This window comes from Pseudoclavibacter chungangensis, assembly GCF_013410545.1.
Taxonomy (GTDB): domain Bacteria; phylum Actinomycetota; class Actinomycetes; order Actinomycetales; family Microbacteriaceae; genus Pseudoclavibacter; species Pseudoclavibacter chungangensis.
On sequence record NZ_JACCFV010000001.1, the window covers coordinates 1,054,502 to 1,075,505 of the forward strand.

A 21,004-nucleotide genomic window follows, 5' to 3' on the forward strand; every position below is an offset into this window, starting at 1 on the left:
GGCTGGGCGGCATGCAGTTCATCGAACGGCCCCCGGCGCACGAGCTCACCTACTCGGACGTCTTCCTCGTCCCCTCGCGCTCCGACGTCGGGTCGCGGCTCGCCGTGCGCCTCGACTCGGGCGACGGCACCGGAATGCGGGTGCCGATCGTCGCATCCAACATGAACGCCGTCACGGGCCCGCGCCTCGCCGCGTCACTCGCCCGTCGGGGCGGTCTCGCGGTCCTGCCGCAGGACCTCGATGCCGAGGCCGCGATCGATGCGGTGGGGTGGGTCAAGTCGCAGGACCCGCTGTGGGACACGCCGTTCGAGGCCACGGCGGCCACGACCGTCGACGAGCTCGGCGAGCTCGTGCCGCCCGTCGAGGGCTTCGGCGTCGTGGTGCGTGACGCCGAGGGCGAACCGCTCGGCGTCGTCGAACTGTCCGACCTCGCGCGGATTCCCGGGGACGCGGTGCTCGGTGACCTCGTGCGCCCCGGCGGCGCGGTCGTCGAGGTCACCGACGGCCTGGACGGCCGCGGCGCGTTCGACGCACTCCAGGAGCTCGGCACCGGCTTCGCCCGCGTCGAACGGGAGGGCGTCCTCGTCGGCACGATCAGCGAGCGCGGTGCGCTCCGCGCCACGATCGACCCGGCGAACGTCGACGCGAGCGGGCGCCTCGCGGTCGCGGCGGCGATCGGCGTCTCGGGCGACCCCGTCGAGCGGGCCCGCCGCCTCGTCGAGGCGGGGGCGGACGTGCTCGTGCTCGACACGGCGCACGGCCACCAATCGGCGATGCTCCGGGCGCTCGAGCGCGTCCGGGAGGCCGAGCTCGGTGTGCCGCTCGTGGCCGGCAACGTCGTCACGGCATCCGGTACGCGGGACCTCGTGGCCGCGGGTGCCACCGTCGCGAAGGTCGGCGTCGGTCCGGGCGCGATGTGCACGACGCGCATGATGACGGCCGTCGGCCGCCCGCAGTTCTCGGCCGTGCTCGAGACCGCCGAGACCGCGCAGGCACTCGGCGCACACGTGTGGGCGGACGGCGGTGTGCGCTACCCGCGCGACGTCGCGCTCGCGCTCGCCGCGGGTGCGTCGGCGGTCATGATCGGGTCCTGGTTCGCGGGTACCGTCGAGGCGCCCGGCGTCGTGCGACACGACGAGCAGGGGCGGCGGTACAAGGAGTCGTTCGGCATGGCCTCGACGAAGGCCGTACGCGGACGGTTCGGCAGACTCGACGCATACGAGCTCGCGCGCAAGGCCCTGTTCGCCGAGGGCATCTCCTCGTCGAGCATCCTCATCGACCCGCTGCGGCCGAGCGTCGAGGACCTGCTCGACATGATTACGTCGGGCGTGCGCTCGTCGTTCACCTATGCCGGCGCGGCCGATCTCCGGCAGTTCCGGGACCGCGCGAAGGTCGGCGTGCAGTCCGCCGCAGGTTACGAGGAGGGCAAGGCCCTCCCGGTCTCCTGGTGACCGGGACCGGGCTCCCGCGCGGGGCCGGGCTCCTATACTCGACGGCAATGGATGATGACCGTCGTCACGTCGGCAGGAATCGGGGTCACGCCCGATGAACGAATGGGTGCTGCTCGCCATCGGTGTCGCCCTCACGCTCGGGACGGGCGTGTTCGTCGCGAGCGAGTTCACGCTCGTCAACCTCGATCGCAACGAGCTGGAGTCCCGTCGCGACCGCGGTGAGAAGGGCCTCGGGCCCATCATCGCGGCACTCCGGCACACCTCGACGCAACTCTCGGGTGCGCAGCTCGGCATCACGCTCACGACGCTCCTCACGGGTTACACGATGGAGCCGGCCGTCACGAAGCTCCTCGGCGGACTCTTCCTGGCCCTCGGGGTGCCCGAGGACTGGGTCTCCGTCGTCGGCGCCGTCGTCGCGATGGTCTTCGCGACGCTCCTGTCGATGCTCGTCGGCGAGCTCATCCCCAAGAACCTCGCGCTCGCGCTGCCCGTCGAGGTCGCGAAGATCGTCGTGCCCGTCCAGCGCGCGTTCACGACCGTGTTCCGGCTCCCCGTGCGTGCACTCAACGGAAGCGCGAACGCCCTCATCCGCTCGATGGGCATCGAGCCGAAGGAGGAGCTCTCGGGCGCCCGCACGGCGGAGGAGCTCTCGAGCCTCGTCCGGCGCTCGGCCATCGCGGGCGTGCTCGAGGACGACCGGGCCGCGCTGCTCAGCCGCACGCTCCGGTTTTCCGCGCACACCGCCGACGACGTCATGACGCCACGGCCGCGCGTCGACGCGGTCGGCGTCGAGCGCCCTGTCCAGGACGTCATCGACCTCGCGCGCTCGACGGGTCACTCGAGGTTCCCCGTCATCGACGACGGCATCGACGACGTCGTGGGTCTCGTGCACGTCAAGAGCGCCGTCGCCGTCCCACTCGACCGACGCGGGGTCGTGCCCGTCGGCGCGATCAAGCAGGACGCGCTGCTCGTCCCCGAGACGATCGGGCTCGACGCGCTGCTCGGCGAACTGCGTGGCGGCGGGTTCCAGATGGCGGTCGTGCTCGACGAGTACGGCGGGACGGCCGGCGTCGCGACCCTCGAGGACCTCGTCGAGGAGATCGTCGGCGAGCTCGTCGACGAGCACGACCGGACGCAGGTCGAGCAGCCGAGCCGCACGGGCCGCATCGAGTTCGACGGCCTGCTGCGCCCGGACGAACTGCGCGAGCGCTACAACATCGCGATCGACGAGGACGGCCCCTACGAGACCGTCGGCGGGTACGTCATGGCGCGGCTCGCACGCATCCCGAAGGTCGGCGACCGCGTGCCGACCGAGACGGGGGAGCTCGAGGTCGTGCGGATGGACGGACTCCGCGTGGAACGCGTGCGCTTCTGGCCGGGTGAGGACTACGAGCCCCGCGAGGAGCTGTTCGCTCGACTCGACGGGTCGCGCAGGCAACATCCGGGTCGCGACGACCGGGACGGAGGACGACGTGGCTGACTCCTGGACGGGCCTCGCCTGGCTCGTGGTCCTGCTCGCGGGCAACGCGTTCTTCGTCGGCGCCGAGTTCGCGGTCATCTCCGCGCGACGCTCACAGATCGAACCGCGCGCCGACGCGGGCAGCGCGGCCGCGAAGACGACGCTCTACGCGATGGAGCACGCGACCCTCATGCTCGCGACGAGCCAGCTCGGCATCACCGTGTGCTCGCTGCTCATCCTCAACGTGTCCGAGCCCGCGCTGCACCATCTGCTCGAGATCCCGCTCGCGCTCACGGGGCTCTCCGTCGGCGCGATCTCGACGATCGCGTTCGTGATCGCGCTCGTCGTCGTGTCGTACCTGCACGTCGTGCTGGGGGAGATGGTGCCGAAGAACATCTCGTTCTCGGTCCCGGACCGGGCTGCGCTCCTGCTCGCGCCCCCGCTCGTGTTCTTCTCCCGCGTGTTCCGCCCGATCATCGCGTTCCTCAACGGCACGGCGAACCTCGCGGTCCGGGCGCTCGGTGTCGAACCGAAGGACGAGGCGACGAGCGCCTACACCTTCGACGAGGTCGCGGGGATCGTCGCGCAGTCGAAACGCGAGGGCGTGCTGCACGACGAGACGGGGGCGCTCACGAACGCGTTCGAGTTCACGGCCAAGACCGTGCGCGAGGTCGCCGTCCCGCGCGACCGCATCCGGACGCTGCCCGACGGCGCGACACCCGCCGACCTCCAGCAGGCGGTCGCGACGTGGGGCTACTCGCGATACCTCGTGAACGGGCCGAGCGGCGAACCCATCGGCTACGTCCACCTCAAGGACGTGCTCGATCTCGTCGGCGACGACTACGACCGCCCCATCCCGGCCGACCGGATCCGGCCCATCATGACGTTCTACGCGGGCACCGACCTCGAGGACGCGCTCACGGGCATGCGACGCGCGCGCGTGCACCTCGCCCGCGCCCTCGACATGGACGGCGAACCCGTCGGCGTCCTGTTCCTGGAGGACATCATCGAGGAACTCGTCGGCGAGATCCGTGACGCGACGCAGCGGCAGGCCCGCGCATGAGCCCCGCCACGTCGTTCGGGCTGTCCGAGGCGGCCGCGTGCGTGTTCGCGCCGCGCCCCGACGACCACAAGTACCGGCGCGGGCTCGTCGAGCTGCGCACGGGATCGCTCGCGTACCCGGGCGCGGCCGTGCTCGGCGCCGAGGCGGCCGCACGCGGCGGCGCGGGGTTCGTGCGCTACGCGGGTCCGCACGCCGTCGCCTCACGAGTCCTCGATCGCCGCCCCGAGACCGTCTGCGCGAGCGGCGGGCACGATGCCGACGTCGTCGTCGCGGGCTCCGGCGTCGAGGACCCGGGCGATCCGCGGCTCGTCGACGCCGTCCGCCGTGCCCGCGGGGGTTCGGCGACCGTGCTCGACGCGACGGCCCTGCAGGCCGTCCCGACCGAGGACCCGGCCGTGCCGGGCGCCGTCCTCACCCCGCACGCGGGCGAGCTCGCGCAACTCGCGACCCGGCTTGTGGGCCGCCGCATCCGCGTGCGCGACGTCGAGGGCGATCCGGAGGGGATCGCCGCCGAGGTCGCGCGAGCGACCGGCGCGGTCGTCGTGGCGAAGGGACACCGCACGATCGTCGCGTCCCCCGACACCCTCGCCGTGGTCGTCGCGCCGACCTCGTGGCTCGCCGTGGCCGGCACCGGCGACGTGCTCGCGGGACTCGTGGGGGCGCTCGGAGCGACGGCCGCGCATCGCGACCCCGTTCCGCCGCTCGCCGAACTGGCGGCGGCCGCGGCCTGGCTGCACGGGCGCGCCGGGGCACTCGCCGCCGCGCGCGTCCTCGACCCGGCCGCGCCGGCCGACGACGTGCTCGACGACGTGAGCCGTGCGCACCGGCCCGTCGGCGGGCCGGTGACGGCCCTCGACGTCGCGGACGCGCTCTCCGGCGTCATCGCGGCGGTGCTCGCGCGATGACGGGCCCGTCGAGGGCGAGCGCGCCGGGCATCCACGTCGCAGTGTGGACGCAGATCGTGCTGATCTGGCTCACTGCCCTCGGTGTCCACGTGCTCCACCGCGTCGTCAACCTGACCTCCGCGTCCAATCCGTACGGTGACGTCCTCGCCGTCTATCCCGACTGGATGGCGCGCATGGACGCGGGCACCGTCCCCGGGATCGACGAACCCTTCGTCTACCCGCTCCTCGCCCTCGTGCCCATGCGGGCGGCCGATCTCATCGCCCACGGCCTCGGCGGTCGCGAGCACTACGGGCTCGCGTGGCTCGTCGTCGTCGGCGTCGCGAACGCGATCGTCCTCACGGTCCTGACGCTCGTCCGCCCCAGCGGGCCGAGCGGCGGTGTCCGTCGCCTCGCCGCCTGGTGGTGGCTCGCGTTCACGCTCCTCCTCGGCCCGATCGCGCTCGGACGCATCGACGCGATCGTCGTCCCGTTCGTCGTCGTCGGACTCCTCGCGCTGCGACGCTCGCCCGGCGTGGCGGGTGCACTCCTCACGATCGGGGCGTGGATCAAGGTCTGGCCGGCGGCGGCGTTCCTCGCCGTCGTCGCGGTCGCGGATCGAGCGCGAGTGCGCGCGATCGTCGGCGCCGCGGTCGTGTGCGTCCTCGTCGTGGGTGGCGCGGTGCTTGCGGGCGGATGGCCCGCCGTGCTCTCGTTCGTCACGCAGCAGACGGGGCGCGGACTGCAGATCGAGTCGATCGTCGCCGCGCCCGTCATGCTCGCCGACGCGTTCGGCGTGGGCGGCTACCGGGTCGCGTACGACACCGACATCAAGACGTTCCAGATCACGGGGCCCCTCACGGCCGAGCTGTCGGCGCTCGGTTCGGCGCTCATGGCGGCCGTGGTCGTCCTGTTCGTCGTGCTCGGTGTCATGGCCCGGCGCTCCGGCGCGAGTGCCGCCCGGGTGCTCCCGCCGCTCGTGTTCGGCCTCGTCCTCGCGCTCATCGTGACGAACAAGGTCGGCTCGCCGCAGTTCGCGACGTGGATCGGCGCCGTCGTCGCGGTCCTCATCGTGTGGGACGCGAAACGTGCGTTCGTTCCCGCGGTCGGCGGCCTGTTCGTCGCAGGCCTCACACAGATCGTCTATCCGTGGGGCTACGACGGCGTCACGGGCGGATCCCCGTTCCTCGTGCTCGTCCTCGTGGCCCGCAACGTGCTGTACGTCGTGCTCCTCGTGTGGAGCGCCCGCGAACTGGGCCGCCTGCGTCAGCGCGCGAGGAGCGAGCGGATCGCGTCACCAACGTGATGGATCTCGAGCAGGAACCCGTCGTGACCGAACGGTGAGGAGATCACGAGCGCCTCGTCGCGCGTGAAACTGTTACGGATCCCCGCCGCGATGCGGTGCTGCGACGAGACGGGGAACAGCGAGTCCGAGTCGATCCCGACGACGAGCGTCTCCGCCTCGACGAGATCGAGTGCGCGCTCCACGCCACCCCGACCGAGCCCCACGTTATGGGAGTTCATCGCCTGCGTGAGCGTGATGTAGCTGTTCGCGTCGAAGCGCCGGGTGAACCGGTTGCCGTGGAAGTCGAGGTACGACTCGACGGCGTACCGTCCGCCGTCCTCACCCGGCGCGAGGCTCGACTGCCAGGAACGACCGAAGCGGTCGTCGAGCTCCGTCTGCGAGCGGTAGCCGAGCATCGCGAGGCGACGCGCGAGGGCGAGTCCGCGGTGCGGACCGAACCCGGCCGGCTCGTCGTAGTAGCGGCCACCGTGGAACCACGGATCGAGGCGGATCGCGTCGGCCTGCAGCGTGTTCTGCGCGATCGTCTGTGCGTCGAGGAGTGCGGGCGCGCTCAGGACGACGAGCTTCGCGACGCGCTGCGGGTGCATGATCGAGAACTCGAGCGCGTGCATGCCGCCCATCGAGCCGCCGATGACCGCCGCGAAGCGCTCGATGCCGAGGTGATCGGCGAGGAGGGCCTGGGCACGGACCTGATCGCGCACCGTCGTGTGCGGGAAGTCGGCGCCGTACTCCTCACCGCGGTCGTCGAGGCTCGCCGGCCCCGTCGAGCCCTGGCACCCGCCGAGCATGTTGGGGGCGACGATGAAGTAGCGGTCGGTGTCCAGCGGGAGCCCGGGGCCGATGAGTCCCGGCCACCAACCCACCGTCGAGTGGCCGGCACCCGCCGCGCCCTCGACGTGCGAGTCACCCGTGAGCGCGTGGAGGACGAGGACGGCGTTCGACGCGTCCGCGTTCAACTCACCCCAGCTCTCGTACGCGATGCGAAGGAGCGGCACCTGTCCGCCGTGCTCGAAGTCGAACGAACCCAGCCACGCGAAGCGGCGGTCCCCGACGGGCTCCCCGTCGCGCCACGCGCCCGTCACCGGCGGGCGCAACGACGCAGCACGCAGCTCGTCCGAGCGGATCGGGCCGAGGCGCGGTGAGTCGTCGTGATCTGACCAGTGCATGACCCCTCGAGCCTAGAGGACGCACGACACCACCCCGGACCGACGGCGCCGGTATGACGCCGAACGGGGCGTCACATGACGTGACGCCCCGTTCGAGCCCGATCCGCCGGCGTCAGGCGAAGACCTTCGCGAACGCCTGATCGAGGTCGCCGATGATGTCGTCGACGTGCTCGAGCCCGATCGACAGGCGAACGAGCCCCGGGGTGATCCCGCCGCTCAGGAGCTGTTCGGGCGTCAACTGCGAGTGCGTCGTCGATGCGGGGTGCGAGATGAGCGAACGCACGTCACCGATGTTCACGAGGTGGCTGAACAGCGCGACCGACTCGATGAGGCGCCGCCCCGCGTCGACGCCACCCTTGAGCTCGAACGACAGGATCGCGCCTGCCCCGAGCGGCGCGTAGTGGTTCGCGAGCTCGTGCCACGGGCTCGACGGGAGGCCGGCGTAGTTGACCGACGCGACGCGTTCGTTCGACTCGAGCCACTCGGCGACGCGCTTCGCGTTCTGGACGTGGCGCTCGACCCGCAGGCTGAGGGTCTCGACGCCCTGGAGGATCTGCCACGCGCTCGCGGGGGCGATCGAGGGGCCGATGTCACGCAGGAGCTGCACGCGGGCCTTGAGGTGGAACGCGTTCGCATCGCCGAGCGCGGTCGTGTAGCTGAGCCCGTCGTAGCTCGGGTCCGGCTCCGTGAGGCCCGGGAAGCGGTCGACGTGCTGCGACCACGGGAACGTGCCACCGTCGACGATGACGCCCCCGACGACGGCGCCGTGGCCGCCGAGGTACTTCGTGGCCGAGTGCACGACGATGTCAGCACCGTGCTCGATGGGACGGATGAGGTACGGCGTCGCGACCGTGTTGTCGACGACGAGGGGCACGCCGACGTCGTGCGCGACGGCGGCGACGGGCTCGATGTCGAGGATGTTGACGGCGGGGTTGCCGATCGTCTCGGCGAAGAACAGCTTCGTGTTGGGGCGCGCGGCGGCGCGCCACGCCTCGGGATCGTTCTGGTCCTCGATGAACGTCGTCTCGATGCCGAGCTTCGCGAGCGTGTACTTGAACAGGTTGTAGGTGCCGCCGTAGATCGACGTCGAGGAGACGATGTGATCGCCCGCGCCCGCGATGTTCAGGACGGCGAACGTCTCGGCTGACTGCCCCGAGGCGAGCGCGAGCGCACCGGAGCCTCCCTCGAGCGAGGCGAGCCGGGCCTCGAGCACCGCGGTCGTCGGGTTCGTGATGCGCGTGTAGATGTTGCCGGGCTGTGCGAGCGAGAACAGATCTGCCGCGTGCTGTGCACTGTCGAACACGAAGGAGGTCGTCTGGTAGATGGGCGTGACGACCGCGTTCGTGGTCGGGTCCGGGGCGGCCCCCGCGTGGATCTGGCGGGTTTCGAAGTGTTGCGTCATCGAGGGGTGCTCCTGCACGTCGCTGGGTGGTTGCGACGCAAGTATCCCGAGGTACCGTCCGGCGGGCAACCGGCGTCGTCGCGCACGGTCACGCGCGGCGGCGACGGGGTGGTGTGCGTGGCAGCATGGAGACATGAATGCGCAGACGACGGACGATGCGGTGACGGAGCGGACGACGCGGCGGGCGGTGGTCACGGGGGCGTCGAGCGGCATCGGCGAGGCGACCGCGCGCGAGCTGCGCCGTCGCGGCTGGGAGGTCGTCGCGACGGCGCGTCGCGCGGACCGGCTCGACGCGCTCGCCGCCGAGACGGGGGTCGAGCCGGTCGTCGCCGACCTGACGTCACCCGACGACGTCGCGCGGCTCACGGCGCGCGTCGCCGAGATCGGGCCCGTCCAGGCGCTCGTGAACGTGGCGGGCGGTGCGCTCGGCGTCGAGAGCGTCGAGCAGGGCTCCGAGGACGACTGGCGGCGCATGTTCGAGACGAACGTGCTCGCGACGAAGGACGTCATCGCGACGCTCCTGCCGCTCCTGCGTGAGGGGGCGAGCGCCGACGCGAACGGTTTCGTGCACGCCGACATCGTGACGGTCACATCGACGGCCGCCTCGGTTCGCTACGAGGGCGGCGCCGGCTACTCCGCCGCGAAGGCCGCCGAGGCCGCGCTCGTCGACGTGCTGCGCCTCGAACTCGCGGGCGAACCGATCCGCGTCACCGACATCGCGCCCGGCCTCGTCCACACGCCCGAGTTCTCGAAGGTGCGGCTGCGTGGCGATGCCGACGCGGCGGAGCGGATCTACGAGGACGTCGACCATCCCCTCGTCGCGGGCGACATCGCCCTCGTCATCGCGGGCACGCTCGAGCTGCCGGGCCACGTGAACCTCGACAAGATCGTCGTCCGCCCGATCGCGCAGGCGGCGCACTACAAGCTCGTCCGCGGCCCGCTCGAGGTCCGCGGACCGGGGGAGCGGTCGTGAGCCTGCTGCTCGCGGGCGGTGGCCTCGGACCGGGGACGCGCGAGGCGCTCGACCGCTTCGTGCGCTCCGCACGCGAACGCGCCGAGCGCGCACCGCAGCTCGTCGTCCTCGCCGACGGCGACCCGACCGCCGAGCTCGTCGGGGTGCTCGAGCGCGCGGGCGCGGGCCGCGTCGACGTGTACGCCGCGCCGGGCCCGGAGGTGCCCGAGGCCACCTCGGACGCGGCGCGCGAGGCCCTCCTGCGCGCCGACGGCGTGTTGCTCGTGGGCACGAGCGCCGTGCCCCTCCTCGGCCTCGTCCGCGAGGCCGTCGTCGACCTGCGCCGCCTCGTGAGCGAGGAGGTGCCGTTCGTGGGCATCGCGGCGGGAGCGGCCGTGGCGGGCCAGTCCGCCGTGCTCGGCGGCACCGTGCTGGACGGCGTCCGGCTCGCGCCGAGCGCTGCCGACGAGCCCGCCGAGGTGGCCGTCGTCGCCGGACTCGGCCTCGTCGACGTCACGATCGATACGGGCGGTGCGGCCGCGGGGCTCCTCGGCCGCGTGCTCGCGCTCGTCGAGTCCGGCACCGTCGACCGCGCGCTCGTGATCGACGAGGACACCGTGCTCGCCGTCGCCGACGGGTCGCTCGACGTGTTCGGAACGGGCAGCGTCTGGCAGGCACGCCTCGCGGACAACGGCGAGGTCGTCGTGTCGAGTGCCCACCACGGCATCGAGTCGTGAGCGCCGGACGGAGCCTTCGCGAACTCGCGGCCGACGGGTCGATCGACGAGGGCTGGGCACGCGCGCTCGAGCCCGTCCAGGGTGAGCTGAAGGCGCTCGGCGACATGCTCCGCGAGGAGGTCGCCTCGGGGCGCGGCTACCTGCCGGCGGGGAACCTCGTGTTGCGCGCGTTCGAGCGCCCGCTCGCGGACGTGCGCGTGCTCGTCGTGGGGCAGGACCCGTACCCGACCCCCGGCCACCCGATCGGCCTCTCGTTCGCGACCGCCCGCGACGTGCGCCCCATCCCGCGCAGTCTGCAGAACATCTACCGCGAACTGCACGACGACCTCGGCATCCCGCCCGCCGCGCACGGCGATCTGACGCGGTGGAGCGATCAGGGCGTGCTGCTCCTGAACCGCGTCCTCACGGTCGCCCCGGGCACGCCCGCCTCGCACCGTGGCCGGGGCTGGGAGCGGGTGACCGAGTGCGCGATCCGCGCGCTCGCGGACCGCGGCGGCCCGCTCGTCGCGATCCTGTGGGGACGGGACGCGCAGAACCTCGCGCCGATCCTGCCCGGCGTGCCGATCATCGCCACGCCGCACCCGAGCCCGCTGTCCGCCTCGCGCGGGTTCTTCGGCTCGCGGCCGTTCTCGCGCGTGAACGACGCGCTCGAGGCACAGGGCGCACCGCCCATCGACTGGCGCGTGGACGCCGGGACGGGCGCGGACGACGAGGAGGGACGGTCATGACCGAACTGCACGAACGTTCGGCGGTCGAACTGCGGCGATTGCTCGCCCGGGGCGAGCTGACGGCGAGCGAGCTCACGCGACACGGCCTCGACCGTCTCGAGCGCGCGAACGGGCGACTGCGCGCCTTCACGACCATCACGCGCGACCGGGCACTGGAACGCGCCGCGCGACTCGACGCGGAGCGGGCGGCGGGCGATCCGTCCGGGGGTGACGAACTCGCGGCGCCCCTGTGGGGGCTGCCGTTCGGCGACAAGGATCTCGTCGCGCGGGCGGGCGTGCCGACGAGCTACGGCTCGGTGCCGTTCGTCGATGTCGTCGCCGACCACGACGACCTCCTCGTGACGACGATGGACGCCGCGGGCGGCGTGTCGCTCGGCAAGACGAACTGCCCGGAGTTCGGGTTCCCCAGCTACACGGAGAACCGGATCGGGCCTCCCGCACGCAATCCGTGGGACGAACGGCTCGGGCCCGGCGGCTCCTCGGGCGGCGCGGCCGTCGCGGTCGCGGCGGGACTCCTGCCGTTCGCCCCGGGGTCCGACGGCGGCGGTTCGATCCGCATCCCCGCCGCCGCGTGCGGTCTCGTCGGGCTCAAGCCATCACGCGGTCGCGTGCCGGGCGGCTCCGGCGTCGGCGCGCTCGCGGGTCTTCCCGTGGCGGGGCCGATCGCGCGCTCGGTCGCCGACACGGCGCTCCTGCTGGACGGCATGATCGGACCGCGCGACGCGACGTGGCCCCACACGCTCCGGGCACCGGGAGCTGAGGCGAGCTACCTGGCGGCGCTCGAACGCACGGCGAGGACGGACACGCTGCGCATCGCCGTCTCGACGTGGTCACCCTGGGCGCCGTGGACCCCGATCGACGTCGACGACGCGAGCCTCGCGGCGCTCGACGACACGGCGCGACTGCTCGAACGCCTCGGGCACCGGGTGGAGCGTATCGGCGGCGTCGACGACATCGGTTACGCCGAGGCGTTCCGCGCCGTGTGGCAGGGCGGCGCGGCGGCGCTGCCCGTCGACGACGAGACGCTCGAACGGGTGGAGCCGCTCACGAGGTGGCTCGTCGGTGTCGGCCGCGCGCTCCCGGCGGGGGCGCTCGCGGGCGCACTGGGCGCGCTCGCGGCGTTCGAGTCACGCGTGGTCGAGGCGTACTCGGGGTTCGACGCCGTCCTCACGCCCGCGCTCGCGATGTCACCGCGGCCGCTCGGCTGGTACGACGAGGCCGACGGCGAACGCAACTTCGAGCAGCAGGTGCGCTACACGCCGTTCACCTCGTACGTGAACGTGAGCGGGCTGCCCGCGATCTCGATGCCCGTCGCGGCGGACCCGCTGCCCGTCGGGGTCCAGGCGATCGGCCGGCCGGGCGACGAGATCGGCCTGCTCCGCCTCGCCGCGATCCTCGAGCGCGAGCTGGAGTGGCAGAACCGCCGTGCACCGGGCTGGGCCTGACCCCGGATTCCGGGTGGTTTTCGGGGTTCCGGGTGCCCCGGAACCCCGAAAACCACCCGGAACGCCGTTGGAGGCGCGGACGGGGCGCGGGCTTGGGCCGGTCAGGTCGTTGTCGGGGGCGTCGGGGGAGTGGGGCGGCGGCGCTTGATGTAGCCGCCGTCCTCCAGACCGGCCTCGATCTCGAAGCGGTTGCGGAGCGGGTCGAGGCCCGCGGCCCAGTAGAGCACGGGGAAGAGGAAGCCGTAGCGTCGCCACTGGCGAACGTGGACGCGCTCGTGGCGGAACGTGCGCTCGCCCACGACGTCGCGCGTCAGATAGACGCGACCGACGCACGTGCCACCGCGTCGGAACGCCCATTTCGGCAGGCCGCGGCAGACGATGAGCCCGTCGTGGACCTCGACGCGCCCGGTCGAGAGGGGGAACCCGATGGCGAGGCCGACGAGGGTCGCGACGAACGCCCCGAGCCTCGAGAGCGGGGAGTCGAGGAACACCCGTTCCAGCAGTTGACGCACTGTCGTCTCCTCACGTGCGGACGCGACGATTCTAGTGTCGCCCGGACTCGGCGAGCTCACAGCGACCGGTCCTAACGTGACCGAGCCGGTCGGCGGAACGAGCCGCCCACGATCGGAAGACCGGTGGGATCGAGGTGTGCATGAGGTACGCGATCAACGGCTCCGCCCGCGGCGACGAACGACGGGCCACGCGAACCATCGACGGCTGAGGCCGTCACACCCGACGCGGCGGATATCGGCGAACGCCGTTCCCCGCCGCGCAACGACTGAGGATCGACGGCTCGGCGTCGCACGCAGGTGCGCGACGCCGAGCCGCTTCGATGTCGGCGGCCGATCGGCGATCGCCGCGAACGACGATGCCGATGCGATCAGCGGCCGTCGTCGATCGCCGGTCGCGACGCGCCACCCTGCTTGAGGGCCGCCAGGCGCGCCTCGACCTCGGTGAGCTGGCCCAGGTCCTCGAGCTGGTTGAACTGGGCGTCGATGCTCGAGGCGGCCAGTTCCTGCTGACCGCGCGCGAGCGCCTCCTGCCGGCGCACCTTGTCCTCGAAACGGCCGAGGTCGCTCGTCGGGTCGAGCACGTTGATCGACTGCAGGGCGTTGTTGACCTGCACCTGCGCATCGGCCGTCTTCGCACGGGCCGCGAGCTCGTTCCGCTTCGACGTGAGCTGCTGCAGCTTGAGCTTCATGTTGTCGAGGCCCGACTTGAGCTTCTCGACGATCTCCGTCTGGGAGGTGATCTGCGGCTCGGCGGCGCGCGCCTCGTTCTCCGCGTCGAGCTGGCGGGAGATCGCGACCTTCGCGAGGTTGTCGAACTTGTCGGCGTCGACCGTGTTCCCCGCCGAGCGGAACTCGTCGGCCTTCGCACTCGCCGCGAGCGCCTTGCCGCCCCACTCCTGGGCCGCACGGAGGTCCTCGCGGTGGTCGTCCTCCAGCATGCGGAGGTTGCCGATCGTCTGGGCGATGGCCGACTCGGCCTCGCGGATGTTGCTCGAGAAGTCGCGGATGAGCTGGTCGATCATCTTCTCGGGGTCTTCGGCCTGATCGATGAGCGCGTTGATGTTCGCTCGCAGCAGCTGGCTGATGCGACCGAAGATGGACTGCTTGTCGGACATTGATGCTCCTTCGTGGGGTTGGTCGGTGGGCATGTCGTGGACGGTCGGCGGTCGTGGTGGCGGGGCTCGTCGGCGACCGGGCTCGGCGGTGTGGGGGATCAGCGGCGGCGGCCGCCGCCCGAGGAGCGGAACCCGCCGGAGCTGCGTGAGCCGCCGGAGGACCGGAATCCGCTCGACGAGCGGAACCCGCCGCCGGAGGCGCGGAACCCACCGCTCGAGCGCGACCTGGAGCCGCCCGACGAACTGAAGCCGCCGCCGCGGCTCGATCCGCCGCTGCCGAGGATGCCACCGATGAGGCCGCCGATGAATGCGTCGGACGAGCCGTTGCTGCCGGCGCCCCAGGTGGAACCGCCACCGTTCCACGTGCTGCCGCCGTAGTAGTTGCGCTCGGCCTGGTCCGCCTCACGGCGCGCCTCGTCGGTCGCTGCGCTCGAGTAGCGGATCGCGGCACCGGTCGCTTCGAGGGCCGCGTCCGGATCGGTGGCCGCGAGCGTGCCGGCACGGGCGAGTTCGGTCTCGGCCTGCTGGAGTCGCGATCGTGCGTTCACCCCGACCACGCCGCGGTGGGAGGAGATGTAGTCGGCGCAGGCGCGGATCTGGGCACGGGCAGTCTGCGTGTCCCGTTCGAGGCGTCGTCGGACGCCGTCGATCCGGACGGCCTCCTCGGTCGTCGAGCGGACGGCCTCGTCGATCGTGCGATTCGCCTCGCGGAGCCGAGCGAGCGTCGCGAGCGGGTCCGGCGGTGCCTGCCCCTCGGCCTCGGCGGTGGCGACGACGTCCTGCGCGAGTCGCACGGCGTCGGCGTTCCGCTGTGCGAGTTCGGGGCGCAGCGGGCTCCCGCCGGACGCCTCGATGCGGGCGATGTCGGCGCGCAGCTCGGTGATCTCCGAGCGTATGCTCGTCGAGGCCGTGTTCAGGTCGTCTCGCATCGCTTCGATGCTGCCGAGCAGCGTGGCCGTCTGAGCGAGCGCCTCCTGCGCGTCGCCGATGTCGACGGCCGCGTGTCCCCGCTTGCCGGTTCGGAGCGCTTCCTGGGCGTGCTGTGCCTCGTCGACCGTGAGTTGCAGGAGCCCGCGCGCCTGTCTGACGGCATCATCGATCGTCGTCAGGGCGGTCGGTGCGTAGCGCTCCCGGAGGGCCGAGAGGGACGTCTCGGCGGCGTCGATCTGTGCGCTCAGTCGCTCGGCCTCTCCCGTCACCTGGCGCAGCAGTTCGGGTGCGTTGCGCTCCATGTCGCGCAGCTTCTCGAAGGTCTGGGCCTCGGCCGCGATGCGTTCGCCCGCGCTCTTCGTCAGACCGAGGATCTCGCGGTTCCACGCGAGTTTCTCCTCTTCGGTGTCCTCGACGTGGTCGAGCAGTTTGCCCTGGAACCCGAAGGCGGCCTGGACGCGAAGTTTCGCGTCCTCGAGCGCCGCGCGGTACTGCGTCACCGCGTCGGCCCCGAACTGTGCCTCGGCGAAGAGCACCTCCTGCTCGGAGGTCTTGATGAGGTCATCGGCCTGCACGAGGCTCGCGGCCGCCTGTGACGCGAGTTCCTCGAGGTTGCGCCGTCGCGCGGCGACGCCCGCGTTGCGCGCCGTCCGGGTACGCACGGCACGCACGACGAGCCACGTCCCGATTCCGAGGACGACGACGGCGACGATCACGAGCAGACCGATGACGGCCACCGGGGCGCCGGTGTCGGACGAGCTTCCGCCGTTCGTGCCGCTCGTCTGCTGGGTCGTGCCGCCGGATGCTCCGGTGAGCGCTCGCTCGAGCCCCGCGACCGCGGACTGCGCCGCACCGGCGACGTCACCGTCGTCGAGCCGGGGGATGTACTCGCGTTCGATCGCCGAGAACTGCTGGTCGCTCAGCCCGACCTCCTCGGTCGCATTGAGCCCGGTCTCGAGGTCGGACATGCCGACGTACATGATGATGTCGGACGAGGTGAGCGCGTTCCGTTCGGCGACCGCCGTCGCCCAGTCGAATCCGTCGCTCGGGCTCTCGAATCGGTCGACGACGACGATGTAGAGCGTGACGCCCGTCTCGCCCCGCAGCGCCTCGATCGATGTCTCGAGGTCGGTGCGCTCGCTCGACGAGATCGAGCCGGTCTCGTCGGTGACGACGCCGTCCACCGTCACGGGCGTCGCGGCATGGGCCGCGGGCACGACGGTGAAGCCGAGCAGGACGAGCACGCCGAACATCATCGTCAGCAAGGTCCTTCGCACCGGCACTCCTCGTCGTCGGGGTTCGCGCGGCCGACCGAACGGCCGCTCGTCCACGGTAGTCATGCCGGATGAACGGCGTCGACAGACCATCGGAGGAGATGTCGTTCACCGGATGGCGGTGGTGGCGAAACGCGCGATGTCTAAACTGTGCGATCGGACCGGAGCCACCGGTCCGCGCCGGACGGGTTCGACCGAGCCGTCCGCGAGTCGATGGCGGCGGGTGCCGTCGGAGAGGGGTTGCCGGATATGCGCAGCGAGGACATCACGAACGCCGCGTTCGGCGTGGATCGGTTCTCGAACGGGTACGACATGGCCGAGGTCGACGAGTTCCTGGCGGCCGTCGCGCTGGACGTCGACGCATTGGACGGGGCCCCGGACCGACGCGCCGCACGTCGTTGGATCGTGGAGACGGTGCGCGGGGCGCGGTTCGCACCGACGCGCTACCACGACGGGTACCTGCAGTCCGAGGTCGATGCGTTGCTCGATCGCATCGCGATCGCCTTCGACGACGACGAGCTCGAACAGCCGACGGTGACGGGGCGACTCACGGCGACCGAGGCGGCCGACATCCGCTTCGGGGAGGTCGTCCGTGCACCCGGGTACGACATGCGCGAGGTGGACACGTATCTCGTGCACGTCGTGGACGCGCTCACCGAACTCGAGTCGGGTGTCGTGGCCGACGTTCCCGACGTCCTGCGGGCGGAGGCCGTGCGGGAGGTGCGGTTCACCGGTACCTCGCACCGGCCCGGGTACGCCGCGGCCGAGGTCGACGCGTTCCTGAGCCGGCTCGCGGACGCATTCGTCCCGAGCGAGGGCTGATACCGACCCGTCCGCGCCCCGTGTCGACGGTGACACGCGAGCGCGGCCGGTGGTGGTCAACGGGTGGTCCGTCGGACTGCTAGCATGGCTCTCCGATGCCTCCGTAGCTCAGTGGATAGAGCGCCGGTTTCCGGTACCGTAGGTCGCAGGTTCGACTCCTGTCGGGGGCACCCAGTGTTCGAAGTTTGAACATGCGACACCGTGATCAGCGGTGTCGCATGTTTGGGCCAGGCCGGTGTAGGCGCCGGGGTTCTTCGCTCGGTTGCGTGCCTGGGTGTGGACGACCGGGTCGAGGAGCATGTTGAAGGGCTGCGCGTTGTGCGCGCGGACCTCGCCGTCTTCGTCGATGTAGACCTTGGTGAAGAACGCCTGGTTGCGCAGGCGTCTGGTGTGGTCGTCGCCTCGTTCGTAGACCGATGCGACGTCGCCGAGCAGACCCAGTGCGTCGTCCAAGTGCGCTTTGGCGTCGGCGTAGTCGCCGTGGTGTGCGGTGATGCGGTACCCGATCTGTTCCAGCTCGGCCCGAATGCGGTCCTGCTCGAGTTTGAGGACGTCGAGTGGGACGGCGTCGGCGAGGTGAGCGCGCAGCAGCTTGGTCTGCTCTGCTTCCAGCGTGCTTCGCCGCGTGGTTAGCTCAGTCAGCTCGGTCTCAGCGCGGGTTAGGAGCTGGTCGAAGTCCTGCGTGAGCATCGCATGCAGATCCTCGCGCGGGTCTGCTGCATGGATAGGTGACAGGTTGTAGTCACGCCGCCAGTGCGACGGTCGTGTTCATGATGGTCTCGAACTCGATGGGCGTCAAACGGCCCAGGCGGGCTTGACGGCGTCGGCGGTGGTAGGTCCGCTCGATCCAGGTCACTATCGCGATCCGCAGCTGTTCGCGTGTGGTCCAGGAGCGGCGGTCGAGGACGTTCCTTCTGCAGCAACGCGAAGAAGCTATCCATCGCGGCGTTGTCTCCGCTGGAGCCGACTTTGCCCATGGACCCGACCATGCGGTGGCGGGCCAGAGCGCGGAGCATCTTCCTGCTTCGGAATTGAGATCCCCTGTCCGAATGGACCACGCAGCCGGCGACGTCGCCGCGCACCTGGACGGCGTTCTCGAGCGCCTGAACGGCCAGCCGCGACTTCATCCGCGAGTCGATCGAGTATCCGACGATCCGGCCGGAGTAGACGTCCTTGATCGCGCAGAGGTAGAGCTTGCCCTCCACGGTCTTGTGCTCGGTGATGTCCGTCAGCCAGAGCTGGTTCGGCGCGTCCGCGGCGAACACATGCCGGGTCCGACCGTCCTCATCGACCACGGCGCAGAGGTCGTCGTGAACCGGCGGGCCGGGCCGGCGGCTCCTACCCCGCTTGGGCTTGCCGAACGCGCTGAACCACCCGTTCATGGAGGCGATCCGCCATGCGGTCCGATCCGACATCGCCTCGCCGGCGTCGCGTGCCTCGTCCGCGAGGAGCCGATGCCCGAACTCGGGGTCCTCGCGATGCGCGTCGAACAGCGCGTTCGCGCGATACGCCTCCACCACCTCGCTTTCAGTGATGGGGTCGGCCAGCCACCGGTAGTAGGGCTGGCGGGAGAGCTTGAGAACCCGACACGTCACCACGACGGGGATCCCGTCAGCGTCGAGCTCCGTCACGAGCGGGTAGAACCTTTTCCCGGCAGGTTCGCCTGCGACAGATACGCCGCCGCCCGCCGAAGAACCTCGTTCTCCTGCTCGAGCAACCGGTTCCGCTTCTTCAGCTCCCGGATCTCGACCGCCTCGGACCGCGACTGGCCGGGCTTCGCGCCCTCGTCGATGTCGGCGCGACGCAACCACTTCTGCAGCGTCATCGGGTGGACCCCGAAGTCTTTCGCGATCTGCTCGATCGTCACTCCGGGCTCGCGGTTGCGCGCGACGCGCACGACGTCGTCACGGAACTCGGTGGGATAGGGCTTTGGCACGATGCCATCCTTCCAGGCCATCCCCTCGGGCAAGCCAGATCAGATGTCACCTACCCATGCAGCAGTCCCCCTCGCGCCTTACGCGGCTCATCTTGATCCGGGATGTGGCTGTCACCGACACCAGGGGTGCTGAGCCGACCTCCGCCCACGATCACATTGCGCAGATGTTCTCAGGTCCGCTTCGCTGGTCATCTTCCAGTCACGAGACGGCATCATCATGCCCCCGGCTCTCCGCGAACACTTGCTCAAGGCGAGCGAACTCGTCCTGATCGTAGGCAGGCCCACTGTTTGTTGCGAACACGGTCGTGTCCCACAGCCGGTGGCCGTCAGGCCGCGGTGTGAGCAGGACACCAACCGACCATGGATAGTCGGGCCCAGCGGTGTTAGATGCCTGAAGGAATCCCTGCCGCCGAAGGAGCAGCCAAGTCTCGTACAGCTGCCGGTGATAACCGGTGAATTGGGAATACACACTGAACGCCAGGTGGAGTCGGGGGCTTGACCCCTGATCTTGGACACGCTGATTCCAACACGATGCTGGGGAAGCGAGAATCTGAGGGATGGCAAGGAAGAACTACACGGACGAGTTCCGGCAGCGTGCGGTGGATTTGTACGAGTCCACGCCGGGCGCGACGCTGAAAGCGATCGCGGCCGATTTGGGGATCTCCCGTGGTGCGTTGAAGGAATGGGTCGACAAGCTCGGATCCGGGACCGCTGCGGCCGGTTCGGTGTCGCCGCCGGTGTCGGTGCGGTCGGAGTCGCAGGCGGCGAGGATCATCCGGTTGGAAGCCGAGTTAGCGGTCTCGAGAGCGGAGCAGGTCAAGCTCGAGACGGAGCGGGACATCCTCCGTCAGGCGGCGAAGTATTTCGCTGCGGAGACGAACTGGTGAACCGCTTCCAGTTCGTCGAGGACCACAAGGACGCCTACGGCGTGAAGCGGTTGTGTGAGGTCATCGAGATCGCCCGGTCCTCGTTCTACGCGTGGCTGGCCGCAGCCCCGGGACGGGCCGCGCGAGCCGCGGACGACGCCCGGTTGGCGGCACGGATCCGGGTGCTGCAGGACCCCGCGCAGGGTGGGGACCGCGCCTACGGGGCACCGAGGATCACTGCCGACCTCAACGACGGCGTCCCCGCCGCCGGGCGGGTGAATCATAAGCGGGTCGCTCGGGTGATGCGGGAACACGCGCTCGCGGGGATCCGACTGCGCCGCCGGGTGAAGACCACGATCCCGGACCAGTCCGGACGGAAGTTCCCCGACCTGATCGGGCGGGACTTCAGCACCGGGGAGCCGAACCGCAGGTATGTCGGCGATATCACCTACCTCCCCATCGCGGACGGCAGCAACCTGTATCTGGCGACCTGCATCGACCTCGGGTCGCGCAAGCTCGCCGGCTGGCAGGTCGCCGACCACATGCGCACCGAACTCGTCGAAGGCGCTCTCCGCGGCGCGCACCGCGACCGCGGATCGCTGGCCGGCGCAGTGTTCCACAGCGACCACGGCTCGGTCTACGCGTCGAAAGCCTACGCAGCACTCTGCGAGCAGCTCAAGGTGACCCAGTCCATGGGCGCGGTGGGCACGAGCGCCGACAACTCGCTGGCCGAGAGCTTCAACGCCGCGCTCAAACGCGAGCTCCTCCAAGGCGCGTCGGCGTTCCCCGATCAAGCCACCGCCTACCGGGCCGTGTTCCGGTGGACGAACCGATACAACACGCGCCGACGCCACTCCGCGATCGGCCAGATCACCCCGAACAGCTACGAGAACACCTACGCGGCCGCGAGATCAGCTACCCTCACGGAAGCGGCATAACCGAAATGACACCGTGTCCA

17 protein-coding genes, 1 tRNA gene and 1 pseudogene are annotated in these 21,004 nt (G+C 70.9%); 13 read left to right on the forward strand and 6 right to left on the reverse strand.

Features of this window, described 5'->3' with window-relative positions:
* Positions 1–11: 11 nt before the first annotated feature.
* The 5 genes from guaB1 to HNR16_RS04735 all read left to right on the forward strand — a co-directional run bounded on the left by guaB1 (position 12) and on the right by HNR16_RS04735 (position 6,161).
* A complete protein-coding gene (guaB1, locus tag HNR16_RS04715) occupies positions 12–1,451 on the forward strand; it encodes a GMP reductase (protein ID WP_158041244.1) in 1,440 nt (479 codons plus the stop codon).
* A gap of 94 nt (positions 1,452–1,545) precedes the next feature.
* On the forward strand, positions 1,546–2,931 hold the full coding sequence (locus HNR16_RS04720) for a hemolysin family protein (protein ID WP_158041242.1): 1,386 nt from the start codon (positions 1,546–1,548) through the stop codon (positions 2,929–2,931).
* On the forward strand, positions 2,924–3,973 hold the full coding sequence (locus HNR16_RS04725) for a hemolysin family protein (RefSeq protein WP_158041241.1): 1,050 nt from the start codon (positions 2,924–2,926) through the stop codon (positions 3,971–3,973). Before HNR16_RS04720 ends, HNR16_RS04725 begins: the two co-directional genes overlap by 8 nt.
* Positions 3,970–4,878 (forward strand): ADP-dependent NAD(P)H-hydrate dehydratase, encoded by a 909-nt coding sequence (locus HNR16_RS04730; RefSeq protein WP_158041239.1) that lies wholly within the window; start codon positions 3,970–3,972, stop codon positions 4,876–4,878. Before HNR16_RS04725 ends, HNR16_RS04730 begins: the two co-directional genes overlap by 4 nt.
* Positions 4,875–6,161, forward strand: coding sequence for a glycosyltransferase 87 family protein (locus HNR16_RS04735; RefSeq protein ID WP_158041237.1), 1,287 nt, complete (start codon positions 4,875–4,877; stop codon positions 6,159–6,161). Before HNR16_RS04730 ends, HNR16_RS04735 begins: the two co-directional genes overlap by 4 nt.
* Here the strand turns inward: HNR16_RS04735 and metX are convergent.
* Together metX and HNR16_RS04745 are read right to left on the reverse strand one after the other, a co-directional pair.
* Positions 6,122–7,327, reverse strand: a complete 1,206-nt coding sequence (gene metX / locus HNR16_RS04740; RefSeq protein ID WP_158041235.1) for a homoserine O-acetyltransferase MetX — start codon at positions 7,325–7,327, stop codon at positions 6,122–6,124. The genes HNR16_RS04735 and metX overlap by 40 nt on opposite strands.
* Before the next feature lie 112 nt (positions 7,328–7,439).
* Positions 7,440–8,864 carry a bifunctional o-acetylhomoserine/o-acetylserine sulfhydrylase gene (locus HNR16_RS04745; protein ID WP_158041233.1) on the reverse strand — a complete coding sequence of 475 codons (1,425 nt, stop codon included), beginning with the start codon at positions 8,862–8,864 and terminating at the stop codon, positions 7,440–7,442.
* Between HNR16_RS04745 and HNR16_RS04750 the strand changes: the two genes are divergently transcribed.
* Genes HNR16_RS04750 through HNR16_RS04765 form a run of 4 tightly spaced genes read left to right on the forward strand, consistent with a single transcriptional unit; the run spans position 8,863 to position 12,591 of the window.
* Positions 8,863–9,702, forward strand: a complete 840-nt coding sequence (locus HNR16_RS04750) for an SDR family oxidoreductase (RefSeq protein WP_179558100.1) — start codon at positions 8,863–8,865, stop codon at positions 9,700–9,702. The genes HNR16_RS04745 and HNR16_RS04750 overlap by 2 nt on opposite strands.
* Positions 9,699–10,418, forward strand: a complete 720-nt coding sequence (locus tag HNR16_RS04755) for a type 1 glutamine amidotransferase family protein (protein WP_158041231.1) — start codon at positions 9,699–9,701, stop codon at positions 10,416–10,418. The genes HNR16_RS04750 and HNR16_RS04755 overlap by 4 nt, the downstream gene beginning before the upstream one ends.
* Entirely contained in the window at positions 10,415–11,146 is a 732-nt protein-coding gene (locus tag HNR16_RS04760) for a uracil-DNA glycosylase (protein ID WP_158041229.1), read from the forward strand. The genes HNR16_RS04755 and HNR16_RS04760 overlap by 4 nt, the downstream gene beginning before the upstream one ends.
* Positions 11,143–12,591 (forward strand): amidase, encoded by a 1,449-nt coding sequence (locus HNR16_RS04765; RefSeq protein ID WP_158041227.1) that lies wholly within the window; start codon positions 11,143–11,145, stop codon positions 12,589–12,591. Before HNR16_RS04760 ends, HNR16_RS04765 begins: the two co-directional genes overlap by 4 nt.
* A gap of 101 nt (positions 12,592–12,692) precedes the next feature.
* Here the strand turns inward: HNR16_RS04765 and HNR16_RS04770 are convergent, their stop codons facing one another.
* From HNR16_RS04770 to HNR16_RS04780, 3 genes are all read right to left on the reverse strand, one after another.
* Positions 12,693–13,103 (reverse strand): Fe-S oxidoreductase, encoded by a 411-nt coding sequence (locus HNR16_RS04770; protein ID WP_158041225.1) that lies wholly within the window; start codon positions 13,101–13,103, stop codon positions 12,693–12,695.
* 368 nt (positions 13,104–13,471) lie between these two features.
* A complete protein-coding gene (locus tag HNR16_RS04775) occupies positions 13,472–14,218 on the reverse strand; it encodes a PspA/IM30 family protein (RefSeq protein WP_158041223.1) in 747 nt (248 codons plus the stop codon).
* A 98-nt stretch (positions 14,219–14,316) separates the two neighbouring features.
* On the reverse strand, positions 14,317–16,425 hold the full coding sequence (locus tag HNR16_RS04780; RefSeq protein WP_179558101.1) for a TPM domain-containing protein: 2,109 nt from the start codon (positions 16,423–16,425) through the stop codon (positions 14,317–14,319).
* A 246-nt stretch (positions 16,426–16,671) separates the two neighbouring features.
* Between HNR16_RS04780 and HNR16_RS04785 the strand changes: the two genes are divergently transcribed.
* From HNR16_RS04785 to HNR16_RS04795, 3 genes are all read left to right on the forward strand, one after another.
* Positions 16,672–17,244: a DivIVA domain-containing protein gene (locus HNR16_RS04785; protein ID WP_179558102.1), complete on the forward strand. Its 573-nt coding sequence runs from the start codon at positions 16,672–16,674 to the stop codon at positions 17,242–17,244.
* Between the two features lie 97 nt (positions 17,245–17,341).
* Positions 17,342–17,414: transfer RNA gene (locus tag HNR16_RS04790), tRNA-Arg, on the forward strand.
* Between the two features lie 106 nt (positions 17,415–17,520).
* Positions 17,521–17,877 carry a hypothetical protein gene (locus HNR16_RS04795; RefSeq protein WP_179558103.1) on the forward strand — a complete coding sequence of 119 codons (357 nt, stop codon included), beginning with the start codon at positions 17,521–17,523 and terminating at the stop codon, positions 17,875–17,877.
* Between the two features lie 109 nt (positions 17,878–17,986).
* Here HNR16_RS04795 and HNR16_RS04800 read toward each other — a convergent pair.
* Positions 17,987–19,180, reverse strand: a pseudogene (locus tag HNR16_RS04800) (IS3 family transposase).
* Between the two features lie 557 nt (positions 19,181–19,737).
* On the opposite strand from HNR16_RS04800, the gene HNR16_RS04805 reads away from it, so the two are divergent.
* Positions 19,738–20,984 (forward strand): IS3 family transposase gene (locus HNR16_RS04805; RefSeq protein ID WP_141920043.1). Its coding sequence is split into 2 segments (ribosomal slippage): positions 19,738–20,050 and positions 20,050–20,984, totalling 1,248 coding nucleotides; the frame shifts between segments, so codons are not numbered across the junction.
* Positions 20,985–21,004 lie beyond the last annotated feature (20 nt).